Genomic DNA, 12,765 nt, shown 5'->3' on the forward strand with positions numbered 1-12,765 from the left:
GGTCGCGCCGCGCGCCCGATCGTGGTTCGGGCGTAATGACGCAAGCGCGCAGCCCCCACCGCTTTCGGGAGTCTCCTGAGCTTTCAATCTTGGATTCCACGCAGCGACGGAACGGAGCGCGTGGGGAATACTCTCGTTCATCCGGGGAATTCGGGGTCCGGAGAGCGCGAGGGAGAACGGCATGCTGGTCGATACGCTCGGAGGTCGGACGGTGCGGCGCAACGCGGAAGTACGAACACGATCGAGCGCGCCGAACAGCCGCGCCAAGCTCGTGGTCGTCGTGGACGACGAGCCCAACATCCAGGAGGTCGTGAGCATGATCTTGGAGAGCGAGGGCGGCTACGAGGTGCGCTGCGCCTCGAACGGCGAGGAGGCGCTGGCGCTGCTCGACCAGATCGCGCCGCCGGATCTGCTCGTCGTCGACATCATGATGCCGGTGATGGACGGCTGGGGCCTGATCACGGCGCTCCGGCACAACGAGAAGACGGCCCGTATACCAGTCATTGTTTCATCCGCGTCTTCAAAACATGACGCGACGAGCCTCGGTGTCGCTAAAGTGCTGCCCAAGCCGATCGACTACGACGCCTTCCTCGCCGCGGTCGACGAGCTCACGCGCTCCAGAGAGCGCCAGATCCTCGACGCCGAGTAGGCCGAGTCGATCGGCCGACCGCGCCACTGCCTCCCTCACGGCAGAAACCGGAAATGGCCCATGGACCTCGGGGGCCGTCCAGCGGTAGCTTCACTCCAGTGTTGTTAGAGAACCCGGGTGCCGGCCTCTTCGCCGGCTACACTCCCCTCCCCGGCGCCTACGACGAGCTGTTTGGTCGAGACGGCGCTCCTCGCCCCGAGTTCCTGCGCACTGCCACGCTCCTCGGCGCGCTCGCGCCGAACGAGTTCGCGCGCGCGCAGCACCTCGCGGAGCTCGCCCTGCTCAACCAGGGCGTCACGTTCTCGGTCTACGCGGATCAGCGCGGCGCGGAGAAGATCTTCCCGCTCTGCCTCATCCCCCGGATGCTCTCCGCGGCGGACTGGGCCCACATGGAACGGGGCCTCGAGCAGCGCGTCCGCGCGCTCGGCCTCTTCCTCGACGACGTCTACGGGGACCAGCGCATCCTCAAGGAGGAGCGCGTCCCCCGGGACCTCGTGCTCGGCTCCGGGCAGTACCTGAAGCAGGTCCACGGCCTGCGGCCCCCGGGCGGCGTGCGCATCCACATCGCGGGCGTCGACATCATCCGTGATCCGGCCGGGACCTTCCGGGTCCTCGAGGACAACCTCCGCACGCCGTCCGGCGTCTCCTATGTCCTGGAGAACCGGCTCATCAGCAAGCGTGTCCTGCCGCACCTGCTCGACAAGGCGCGCGTGCAGCGGGTCGACCATTACCCGGCCCGGCTCGCCGAGACGCTGCGCTCGGTGTCGCCCGCGAGCCCGAGCGGCACGAGCGCCGTCGTGCTCACGCCGGGGCCCTACAACTCGGCCTATTTCGAGCACAGCTTCCTCGCGCGCACGATGGGGCTCGAGCTCGTGCAGGCCCCCGACCTGTTCGTCGATCAGGACCAGGTCTTCGTCCGCACCACGCGCGGCCCCCGCCGGGTCCACGTCATCTACCGCCGCATCGACGAGGCGTTCCTCGACCCCGAGGCCTTTCGCCCCGACAGCCTGCTCGGCGTTCGCGGCCTGATGCGCGCCTACGCCGCCGGCAACGTCGCGCTCGCGAACGCGCCCGGCAACGGCGTGGCCGACGACAAGGCCGTGTACCCCTTCGTGCCGGAGATGATCCGCTATTACCTCGGCGAGGAGCCGGTCCTCGAGCAGGTCCCCACCTACCTCTGCATGCGCGACGACGACCGCCGTTATGTGCTCGACCACCTCGACCAGCTGGTCGTCAAGGCGGTCGACGAGGCCGGCGGTTACGGCATGCTGATGGGGCCGCAGTCGACCGCCGCGCAGCGGGACGAGTTCCGGGCGCGCATCCAGGCGACACCGCGCCGCTACATCGCCCAGCACCGGATCGAGCTCTCGACGAGCCCCACCTGGGACCCGACCGCCAAGACCGCGGTCCCGAGGAGGCTCGACCTTCGCCCCTACGTGCTGACGGGCCGCGACGGCTCGTGGGTGCTGCCCGGCGGGCTCACGCGCGTCGCGCTGGTGGCCGGCTCCTACGTCGTCAACTCGAGCCAGGGCGGGGGCTCGAAGGACACCTGGGTCCTGAAGGGCCCAGGGGAGAACGCGCAGCGCACCCCCTCGGTCGGCGCTCCCGGCGCGGGCCCCGCTGCCGTGAACAACGACTCTCCCGGCGCGGCGCCGGGCTCTGACCCCCCGGAGGCCCCGTGATCTCCCGCGTCGCCGATCACTGCTTCTGGTTCGGCCGCTACCTCGAGCGGACCGAGAACATGGCCCGCATCCTCGCCGTCACGCAGAACCTCGCGCTCGACGCCGAGATCCCGACGCAGCAGTGCTGGCTGCCGGTCATCATCGTGGCCGGGCAGAAGGCGCACTTCGGGGCCGAGCACGGCGAGGAGGCGGCGGCCGACGGCGAGCTCGTGCAACGCTACATGAGCTTCGACGAGGACAACCCGACGAGCCTCCGCAGCTCGATCTCGGCCGCGCGCTGGAACGCGCGGTCGATCCGGGAGGTCGTCAGCCTCGAGGTGTGGGAGACCGTCAACGAGCTCCACCTCTGGGTGAACAGCGAGGAGGCGCGGGAGGAGTTCAGGTCGAGCCGCTACGCCTTCTACCGGCGCGTACGCCAGCTCACACAGCTTTGCCTCGGGCTCACGCAGAGCACGATGCTCAACGACACGCCGCTCGATTTCATCTGGCTCGGCGTGCTGCTCGAGCGCGTCGGGCAGACCGCGCGCACGCTCGACGTGCACCACCACGCGCTGACCAACCTGCCGCCGCCGCCGCCGTCCGAGGTGAGCGCCCAGGCGCAGGGCGCGCTGCGCAGGCAGCACCGGGTCGTGGAGACGGCGCTCTGGCTCTCGCTCCTCCGCGCCTGCTCGGGGTTCGAGCCGTTCATGAAGCTCAACCAGGGTCAGGTGAGCGAGCAGGCTGTCGCCCAGTTCCTCCTGTACGAGCCGCGCTTCCCGCGCTCGATCCGGCACTGCGTCCACGCGGCGTTCGCGCGCCTCTGCGAGATCCGGCCGCCGGACAGCGTGGCGCTCCCTGGCGGCGAGAGCCTCGAGCGGCTCCAGCTCCTGCACCAGTGGGTGGCCGACAGGGCCACCGAGGCGTTCGACCCGATGGCGGTCCACGCGGCGCTCACCCATGTGGTCGACGAAACGGCGATGATCTGCGACGGTATCGGTCGCGAGCTGCTCGGTTACGGGCCGCCCGACAGCAACCCCACGGTCACGAGCCAGTAGCCGCAACAGTCGCCGACGCACCCATGCCGAATCTCCTCGCGATGTCGTTCGAGGGCGAGCTCGCCCCATGCTTCGATCTCACCTGCCTGCGCCCCGGGCGCAAACTGCCTGACGGCTGGGGCATCGGTTACTACCCCGGCGGGGAGCCGAGCGCCTCGGTGCTCAAGGAGCCGGCGCCGCCGCAGGGGAGCATCCGCAGCGAGCTCGTGAAGGCGTGGGAGCACCTCGAGTCGTCGCTGCTCGTGCTGCACATCCGCACGGCGACGTGGGGCAGCGTCAACGACGCCAACACGCAGCCGTTCAGCCGGAGCTGGGGCGGGCGTGACTGGCTGTTCGCGCACAGCGGCAGCCTCGTCGACCGGATCGAGGTCGATCCGAAGTCGCTCTTCCAGCCGGTCGGCTCGACGGACACGGAGCTCATCCTGTGCGAGCTCATGCGCTGGATGGCGTCCGAGGGCCTCCGGAGCATCGGCGACGTCGATCCGGCGGTGCTGCGCGACTGGTTCGACGAGATGAACGAGCACGGCCCCCTGACGTCGGTCCTGGCCGACGGCCGTGATCTGGTGGTCTACGCCGATCGCGATCGCGAGGGGGACGCCTTCCTGTGGGAGGTGCTGCCGCCGTACGAGCGCCTCGCGTTCGGCGACGACGATCTGGAGGTCGACCTGACGCGCCGGGGGGTCAAGAGCCGCAAGGGCGTCATCGTCTCGTCGGAGGAGCTCAAGGTCCACGCGGGCGGGCGGGCGGCGGCCTGGAAGCGCGTACCCCCGGGGCACCTCGTGGTGCTGCGGCAGGGGGCGCTCCGGGCCACGGCGTCCCCGCGCACCGACCGGCGCAAGCCGTCGTCGTCCACGCCGCCGCTCTCGTCGCGCCCGGTCCGGCGGCCCGTGCACGCGGCGATCCGCCGCTTCCAGGTGGTGCACCGCACGTCGTACCACTATGCGACCGCGGTGGAGCGCAGCACGCACCTCCTGCGGCTGACGCCGGCGCACGACCGCATGCAGACGCTGCTGCACAACGAGATCGAGGTGTCGGTCGAGGGCCAGCATCGCGAGTACGACGACGTCTTCGGCAACCGCGCGCGGCGGGTGCTCCTCGACACGCCCTTCAACGATCTCGTCATCGAGTCGAGGTCGCGGGTGGAGCTGCTCGACACCGATCCGCTGAGCTTCCGCCCGCTGCGCGCCCGGTCGACGATCCCGCTCGTGTGGATGCCGTGGCAGCGCCAGATCCTGCAGCCGTTCCTCCTGCCGCCGGAGCTGCCCGAGAGCGAGCTCGCGGAGCTCAGCGAGTACGCGATGACCTTCGTGGAGCGGAACGGCTACGACCTGCTCGACACGCTGCTCGACCTGAACGCGTCGATCTTCGAGGAGTACGAGTACAAGCAGGGGTCGACGAACCTGTTCACGACGGCGTTCGACGTGTACGCGAACCGCCGCGGCGTGTGCCAGGACTTCACGAACCTGTTCATCTGCCTGACGCGGCTGCTCGGCGTGCCGTCGCGCTACGTGTGCGGGTACATCTACACGGGGCCGAAGCACGAGAACCAGCGGCAGAGCGAGGCGTCGCACGCCTGGGTCCAGGTGTACCTGCCGGAGATCGGGTGGAAGGGCTTCGACCCGACGAACGGGATCCTGACGCAGACCGATCACATCCGCATCGCGGTCGGGCGCAACTACGTGGACGCGACGCCGACCTCGGGCACGATCTACGTGGGCGGAGGGGCGGAGCGCCTCGCGGTCGACGTGCGGGTCGAGCCCATCGATTGAGGAGTGAGGGGCCGCCGGCTCACGGCCGCGGGTGGCAGGGTGGTACTTTGGCTGAAGGTGGGGGTCTTTTGAACCGCCAAGCGCGCCAAGGACGCCAAGAAAACCACAGAATTCTTGGCGTCTCATGGCGCCTTGGCGGTTCCATCATCCCCGAAGGGTGGGGGAATTCCCCCACCACCAGGCCGCGGGACGATCGATTGCGAGGGCGGCCGGCTCAGGGCCGCGTGGCGATCCAGTAGAGGAGCGCCGTCCGGCTGAGGCCGTCGTCGAGCGCGGTGAGCGCCTGCGCGTCCTCCCAGGCCGCCTCCTTGTCGACGGTCGCGTGCGCCGCGATCAGGAACGCTTTCCAAGGGTCCTCCGCGTCTGCCGTGGTCTCCGAGATCACGGGCCACGCGTCCTGGATCCAGTCCTTGGAGATGAGCGACTCCGAGATCGGCGTGATCGGGAGCAGCTGGATCCCATAGACGTACTCGGGGTTGGCGCCGAACCACGTCCCGAAGTCGGCCTTCGTGGACCAGAGCACGCCGACAGCGCCCTTGTTCTTGAACGGCTCGGGGTAGACGGTGCTGTCCGCGGTCACCTGCCAGTACGTCTGCGCCGAGGCCGTCTCCATGGCGAGGAGCACCCGACCGAGGTTCTCCACGTCCTTGTTCTCGAGCGCCTCGCCGAGGAGCTGTATGCTGTACCAGGCGTTGACGGCCTCGGAGGTCGACTCCTGGTTGCGGCCATCCGCGAACGGGAACAGCCCTGACGCCCACGAGTGGCCCCTGAACCAATCCATGTTGCGGAACGGCGTGAAGAACTTGTCCTTGGCGCTCGGGTTCGCGATGTCCCGGACGAGCCAGAGCGCTTTGTCCCCGTACTCCTCGCGCCACGCCTCATCGCTCTTCGCCAGCACGGCCGCCGCGTAGAGGAAGTAGCCGTAGTGGAAGTGGTGATCGTTGTAATACGCCTGGCCGAAGTCGGCGGTCTGGTCCGCCAGGCCCTTGGTCGTCACGAGGCCGCCCCAGGTCGTGTCGTAGACGAGGGGGTTGGCGTTCTGGCCGTTGAGCCACGGGTTGAGGCGCGACTTGAGCCGCGCCCTGAGCTCCTCCGCGAGGTCCGCCTTGCCGACCACCTCGGCGATCTGCGCGAGGCGCGCGAGCTTCGCGATCTGCTTGCCCCCGAAATAGGGGTCCGATCCGGCGACCGCCTCGTCGGGCATGAACCCCTTGTCCTGCTCGAGAGCCTCGACGACGGCATCGCCCCACTCGTCCGAGACGCGGCGCGGCGCGTCCCAGCCGATCGTGCTGAGCGGGTACTTGAGCTCCCAGCTCGCGCCGGACATGCCCTTCATCTGGCCGATCACGGTCGGGTACGAGACGTCCGCCGGCTTGAACATGTTGAGGTGATCCAGATGGTGCGGCAGCGCCATGGTCAGGAGATCGCCCTCGCCCTCGGTCTTCCAGACGAAGCGCACGGTGGCCTCATCCTCGGTGACCGAGGCCTCGATGTCGCCGCCGACCGGGATGACAGCGGCGTGGTCGTCGAGCTCGGCCGCGGCGTTCGGCCCGGGGACGAGCGCGAGGCGGAGCGAGCCCTCGTACGGCTCGTCCGCCGTCATGGAGAGGGCGTCCCACTCGAGGCTGATCTCGGGGAACGCATAGAGCACCCACGTCTGGCCGTTGTTGAGCGAGATCTCGAATCGGTCGCCCGTGACCGTGGTGGGGCTCGTCGACTCGCCGTTGACCTCGGTGATCGCCACGCCGTCGCCGGCGCGGACGGAGGGGGCGAGCCCGTCGTAGGTGGCCGTCACGTACGGCATCCCGTACACGATGGGCGCCGTCATCGTGCCGCCCGGCGCCGCCCACTCCACGGTGACCGAGAGGAGATCGGCCGATTTGACGGTGTGGCCGGAGAAGGCCTGGCGCGCGCTGAGCGCGAGCTGCGTCAAGTCCGCCGAGGTGACGGCCGTGCTCTCCACCACGACGGCGGGCCGGGAGATCGACAGCGCCTGTCGGACCGCCTTGAGGTCGTACGGCGCGGCGTTGATCCGCTGATCGCCCTCACCGAGAGCGAAGTTCATCCAGGTGGCGTTCGTGGGGAGCGGGGCCTTGAGATCGGCCAGCACGGCGCCCGGCGCGAGCGGGTGCTCCGCCTCCGTGAACTCCGGATCGACGTCCGACAGCGGCTTGCTGCGGTCGAGATCCCACGTCTCGGGCGGCACGCCCCCGGTGCCGCCGGTGCCGCCGCTGCCGCCCCCCCCGCCGCCTCCGCCGCCCTCGCCCTCGGTCACCTTGGGCGGCGGCTCGTCGTCGCCGCACGCGGCGATCGCGGAGAGGCAGCTCAGCAAAGCAAAAGTCCGTAGCATCGGATGCTTCAACATCATAATCCAGCTCCCTCGCTCCCTCGCTCCAGCGCTCATCGCTCCACCTGACACGAAGCGGATCGAGAGATGAGCCCTGGTATCGTGGTAGTTTCATCGATTTGCAAGCAACGGCACAGATTCTTTCATGAAGCGCGGGGCCCGTCCAGCTTGGCGAGCGCGCCGTCCACGCGCCCGAGGCCCTCGCGATGCCATCCATCAGGGGATCGACAGCCCGCACGCCGCGAGTCGGCTATGTCGTTGTCCGACGGTTCATGCGGTGCCTTATCGAGTCTTCGCAGGCGTCTTGGCCGCGCCCTTCGCAGGCGCCTTGGCCGCGCTCCTCGCAGGCGCCTTGGCCGCGCCCTTCGCAGGCGTCTTGGCCGCGCCCTTCGCAGGCGCCTTGGCCGCGCTCTTCGCGGTCGCCCCTGCCAAAGGCGCGGGCGGCGCCTCGCCTCTGCCGCCTCCGCGCACGAGCGCGAGCACCTCGTCCGCGTGTCCGTCGACCTTCACGCCGCTGAAGGCGTGCTTCACCGCGCGGTCGGGGCCGATGATGAAGGTGCTCCGGATCGTGCCCATCACCTTCTTGCCGTACATCGACTTCTCGCCGTAGACGCCGTAGGCGTTGTGCGCGGCGAGATCCGGATCGCTGAGGAGCGTCACCCCGAGATCGTATTTGTCCCTGAACTTCCGGTGGCGTTCGACGGAGTCGCGGGAGACGCCGAGCACGACGGCGCCGGCCTCGGCGAAGGCGCGCAGGGCCGCGGAGAAGGCCTGGGCCTCCCGCGTGCAGCCGGGGGTGTCGTCCTTTGGATAGAAGTAGAGGACGACCGTCTTGCCCGGGAAATCCGTGAGGCCCACCGTCTTACCGCTGTCGCTTTCGAGAGAGAAATCGGGGGCACGATCGCCTGCATTCACCATCGCTCGTTCGCTCCTTGTCCGCCCGGGCGCAGGGAGGACAGCCCCCCTTCCCCATCGGCGCGCACGGTAACACGCGACGTCCCCGGCGTACCACATAGCGCCCGCCGGCCCACGCCAGCGTCGCCGCGCGCCGAGGCGACGAGGCGACGAGTCGGCGGGGCCTCGGCCCGGAGGGCGCTCAGGGCCAGCCTGGATCCGGCTCGGGCGGAGCTTGGATTCCGTCCGAGAGCGTCCGCACGACGACTGCGCTCTACTCCCGGTTTCCCGCGCCCGCGCGCGGCCGCAGCGTCCGTCCCGCGAGGCGCGGCGCGCGGCGGCTGGGTGGCGACACACGATCTCGAAGCGAATCGCGAGGAGCCGGGTCGCGAAGAGCCCGGCCGGCGGCGCGGGGCAGGGGGCGATCGATGTGAACCCGCGAACCGAACGAACCGAACGAACCGCGCAGGCAACCGTGCACGCCGCCGCGCAGGCAGCGGAGCGCCCGGGGCCGGCTTGCCCCCCCGGGGCAACCGAGGTACCCAAGGCCTATTCGCAAGGCGCATGGACGGCGTCATCGAATAACATGGCATCAGCGCTGCTGGAGGAGATCATGACCCTGCCCGTCCCCGTGTACATCGTCGCAGCGGCCCGGACGCCGATCGGCGCGTTCCAGGGCGCACTGTCGCCCTTGCCCGCCCCCCGCCTGGGCGAGGTCGCCATCCGGGCGGCGCTCGAGCGGGCAAAGCTGTCTCCGGAGGCCGTCGAGGAGGTGTTCCTCGGCAATGTCCTGTCCGCGGGTATCGGGCAGGCTCCGGCCCGGCAGGCCGCCATCTACGCCGGCATCCCGAGCAAGGTCCCGGCCACCACCGTGAGCAAGGTCTGCGGCTCGGGCCTCCAGGCCGTCATCTTCGGCGCGAAGACGGTGGCGCTCGGCGACGCGGACGTCGTCGTCGCCGGCGGCATGGAGTCGATGTCGAACGTGCCCTACTACCTCCCGCAGGCGCGCTCCGGCTACCGCATGGGCGACGGCAAGCTCGTGGACGGCATGATCCACGATGGCCTGTGGGACCCGTACGGCAACTTCCACATGGGCACCGCGGGCGACGCGTGCGCCAGGGAGCACGGCTTCTCGCGGGAGGCGCAGGACGAGTACGCGAAGGAGAGCTTCCGCCGCGCGGTCGCGGCCCAGCGCGAGGGGCTCTTCGCCGCGGAGATCGCGCCCGTCTCCGTCCCGCAGAAGAAGGGCGACGCGGTGGTCGTGAAGGAGGACGAGGGCCCGCCCGCGGGCAAGCCCGAGAAGTTCGCGTCGCTGAAGCCCGCGTTCCAGAAGGACGGGACGATCACCGCGGCCAACGCGTCGTCGATCAACGACGGCGCGAGCGCGCTCGTCCTGGCGAGCGAGCGCGCCGTCAAGGAGCACAAGCTCACGCCGCTCGCGCGGATCGTCGGCTATGGCGGCGCCGCGCAGGCGCCCGAGTGGTTCACGACGGCGCCGGCCGCGGCCATCGCGAACACCACGAAGAAGCTCGGCATCCCGACGGACCAGATCGACCTCTTCGAGGTGAACGAGGCGTTCGCGGTGGTGGCGCTCGCGGTGAACAAGCTCTCCGGGCTCGACGCCCAGAAGGTCAACGTCCGCGGCGGCGCGGTCGCGCTCGGCCACCCCATCGGCGCGAGCGGGGCGCGCATCCTGACGACGCTGCTCTTCGCGATGAAGGACCGGAACGCGAAGCGCGGCCTGGCCACCCTCTGCATCGGCGGCGGCGAGGCGCTCGCGGTCGTCGTGGAGCGGTGATCCGCCCGCAGCCCGTCGGGCCCGGCGTGCGCGGCGTGGAGGCCTTCCCCGCGCGCACGCCGACCCTGCCGCCCGCGACCCACACGAACAGCTACGCGCTCGGCGGCGGCGAGGTGCTGCTCGTCGAGCCGGCCACGCCGTACGAGGACGAGCGCCGCGAGTGGCTCGCGTGGGCGCGCGGCTTCGCGTCCCAGGGGCGCTCGATCGCGGCGATCGCGGTGACCCACCACCACGCCGACCACGTCGGGGGCGCGCGCTTCTTCGCGGCCGAGCTGGGCCTGCCGGTCTGGGGGCACGCCGAGGCGGCCCCGCGCCTTCCGGGCGTCCCGCTCGCGCGCCACCTCGCGGACGGGGAGGTGGTGCGGCTCGGCGGGCCGGAGCCGATGGCGCTGCGGGTGCTCCACACGCCGGGGCACGCGCCCGACCACCTCTGCTTCCTCGACGAGGCGCAGGGCGCCCTGGTCTGCGGCGACATGGTGGCCGGCGAGGGGACCATCCTGATCGATCCCCGGGAGGGCGACATGGCGGAGTACCTCGCGCAGCTCGAGCGGCTCGCGGGGCTCGGGGCGCGGGTCGTGCTGCCGGCGCACGGCGGGCCGATCGACGCGCCGGAGGCGCTGTTCCGGCGCTACATCGCGCACCGGCTGGGGAGGGAGCGGCTGGTGCTGGCGGCGCTCGAGGCGGCCAGCGCGGCCGGCGCGAGCGGCACGTCGATCGAGGCGCTCTTGCCGGTCGCCTATGCCGACACGGCGCCGCTCGTCTGGCCGCTCGCGCGGCTGAGCCTCGAGGCTCACCTGATCAAGCTGGAGCGCGAGGGGCGGGCGGCGCGCCGCGAGGACCGCTGGCGGCGCGCGGCGGGAAAGGACGCCTGACCGTACGGTCGGGCGGAGCGGTATCACTTCCAGCAGCGAGCGCCTCGAACGCCGCGTCTCCCCTCAGGAAGCACGCGGCAGCTCGACCCGGAACACCGAGCCAGCGCCCAGCTCGCTCTCGACGAGGAGGCGGCCGCCGTGCGCCTCGACGATGCGCTTCGCCACGGCGAGCCCGAGGCCCGTCCCAGGGATCGCGCCCGCCGACGCCTTGAGGCGCCGGAACGGCTCGAAGAGGTGCGCCAGATCCGCCGCATCGATCCCGACCCCGCGATCGCGAACCGCGATCTCGGCGCGGCCCGCGCCGCCGTGGACCGTCACGTCGACCTGGCCTCCGGCGGGAGAGTACTTGAGCGCGTTCGACAGGAGGTTGTTGAGCACCTGCAGGACCCGCGTCGCATCGCAGCGGACGAGCACCGGCGCTTCGGGGAGCGAGAGCTCGATCGGATGCTCCGGCGAGACCGGGCGATAGAGCTCGACCGCCTCCTGCACGAGCTCGCGCAGATCGCGGTCCTCGACCCGGAGCTCGAGCTTGCACGCCTCGATCTGTGACGCGTCGAGGAGGTCCCCGACCATGCGCTCGAGGCGATCGACCTGCCGTCCGACGAGCGCCATGGTCCGCTGCACGCGCGGCTCCGACGGCGGGCCTCCGTCGTTGAGGAAGCCGACCGACAGCCGGAGCGCCGAGAGCGGGTTCCTTAGGTCGTGCGCCACGCCGCCGAGGAACGCGAACTGCGCCTCGCGCTGGCGCTCCAGCGACTCCGCCGTGCTGTTGAAGGCCCGCGCGATGTCCCCGAGCTCGCGCGGCCCGACGAGCGGCGCGCGCGCGGCGCGGTCCCCCGCGCCGTAGCGGCCGATCGCCTCCTGGATCGCGACGATGGGGCCGTAGACGAGCCGCCGCGCGCTGATGAGGACCAAGGACGCGCCGGCCATGAAGAAGATGACGGCCGCGACGCCGGCGGCGGTCGCGCGCCCGCCCAGACGCTCGATGAGCGCCTTGGACGCACGGGCCTGATGGAGGTTGATCTCGACAAGGCGGTCGAGGGCCTTGAACGCCTCGTCGAAGGCGAGCGAATCGATGGCTGGCGCCCGCGCGTCCGACGAGGGGGGTGGGCCGCCGGCATCGGTGGCTCGACGCCCGACCAGGTATTCATCGACGCGCTGCTCCGCGTCGATGAGCACGTCGCTCTCTTCCTGGCTGCTCACGTAATGGTGAGCCTCCGCAAGGCCCTTCCGTAGCTCGCTCTCCCACTCGTGGAAGGTGGAGCTCGGCCCGCCGCTGGCGGCCCCGGCGTCGCGGTTGATCTGATGTGCATCGAGGAGGAGGTCGATCTGCAGGCTGTGCACCAGGCGGACGCTCTCGATCGCGTCACCGAGGATCCCGGTGGCCTGCTGCATGGTCGTCGCGGCGACCATGAGCGCGGCGGCCACGGCGATCGCCGCGCCCGTGAGGAGAAATGTCGCGATCCCGAGGAGCGTGCTCAGGCTTACCTGCCCTGAGGAGCCGAGCTCTGACGGGCGCCGCGCCGCTGCTGATTCCATGGTCTCGATTGGTCCGATTTTGCGCCCGAGGCAACTCGGACGCACCGTCGCCCCCGAGCGGCGGCCCTCCGCGCTCGCCTACGCGCGCGGCGCGTCTCCGCCGAGGCGAGCGACGCCCGAGTAGAAGACCGCGAGGCTCGACCCGAGCTGCGGCCAGGCGCTCGGGATCTGGACCCAGCGG

At 70.7% G+C, this 12,765-nt stretch carries 9 protein-coding genes; 6 read left to right on the forward strand and 3 right to left on the reverse strand.

Features of this window, described 5'->3' with window-relative positions; genetic code table 11:
* The first annotated feature begins 181 nt into the window (after positions 1 to 181).
* The 4 genes from WMF14_RS38395 to WMF14_RS38410 are packed head-to-tail and all read left to right on the forward strand — an operon-like array spanning position 182 to position 5,134.
* Positions 182 to 649 (forward strand): response regulator, encoded by a 468-nt coding sequence (locus tag WMF14_RS38395; protein ID WP_272104054.1) that lies wholly within the window; start codon positions 182 to 184, stop codon positions 647 to 649.
* Positions 650 to 702: 53 nt separating this feature from the next.
* Positions 703 to 2,331: a circularly permuted type 2 ATP-grasp protein gene (locus tag WMF14_RS38400; RefSeq protein ID WP_437794552.1), complete on the forward strand. Its 1,629-nt coding sequence runs from the start codon at positions 703 to 705 to the stop codon at positions 2,329 to 2,331.
* Positions 2,328 to 3,365, forward strand: coding sequence for an alpha-E domain-containing protein (locus WMF14_RS38405; protein WP_437794555.1), 1,038 nt, complete (start codon positions 2,328 to 2,330; stop codon positions 3,363 to 3,365). Before WMF14_RS38400 ends, WMF14_RS38405 begins: the two co-directional genes overlap by 4 nt.
* Positions 3,366 to 3,388: 23 nt before the next feature.
* Complete coding sequence (locus WMF14_RS38410) at positions 3,389 to 5,134, forward strand: class II glutamine amidotransferase (RefSeq protein ID WP_437794557.1); 1,746 nt, start codon at positions 3,389 to 3,391, stop codon at positions 5,132 to 5,134.
* 214 nt (positions 5,135 to 5,348) lie between these two features.
* Here WMF14_RS38410 and WMF14_RS38415 read toward each other — a convergent pair whose 3' ends face one another.
* A complete protein-coding gene (locus WMF14_RS38415; protein WP_437794560.1) occupies positions 5,349 to 7,484 on the reverse strand; it encodes a glycosyl hydrolase in 2,136 nt (711 codons plus the stop codon).
* Between the two features lie 279 nt (positions 7,485 to 7,763).
* Positions 7,764 to 8,399 (reverse strand): peroxiredoxin, encoded by a 636-nt coding sequence (locus WMF14_RS38420; RefSeq protein WP_437794563.1) that lies wholly within the window; start codon positions 8,397 to 8,399, stop codon positions 7,764 to 7,766.
* 589 nt (positions 8,400 to 8,988) lie between these two features.
* Here WMF14_RS38420 and WMF14_RS38425 point away from each other — a divergent pair.
* A complete protein-coding gene (locus WMF14_RS38425) occupies positions 8,989 to 10,173 on the forward strand; it encodes a thiolase family protein (RefSeq protein WP_437804381.1) in 1,185 nt (394 codons plus the stop codon).
* Complete coding sequence (locus WMF14_RS38430) at positions 10,170 to 11,045, forward strand: MBL fold metallo-hydrolase (protein WP_437794565.1); 876 nt, start codon at positions 10,170 to 10,172, stop codon at positions 11,043 to 11,045. Before WMF14_RS38425 ends, WMF14_RS38430 begins: the two co-directional genes overlap by 4 nt.
* A 63-nt stretch (positions 11,046 to 11,108) precedes the next feature.
* Here the strand turns inward: WMF14_RS38430 and WMF14_RS38435 are convergent, their stop codons facing one another.
* Complete coding sequence (locus tag WMF14_RS38435) at positions 11,109 to 12,584, reverse strand: ATP-binding protein (protein ID WP_437794568.1); 1,476 nt, start codon at positions 12,582 to 12,584, stop codon at positions 11,109 to 11,111.
* Between the last annotated feature and the right edge of the window lie 181 nt (positions 12,585 to 12,765).

The sequence above is a fragment of the Sorangium sp. So ce693 genome, assembly GCF_051521375.1.
Taxonomy (GTDB): Bacteria; Myxococcota_A; Polyangia; order Polyangiales; family Polyangiaceae; genus Sorangium; species Sorangium atrum.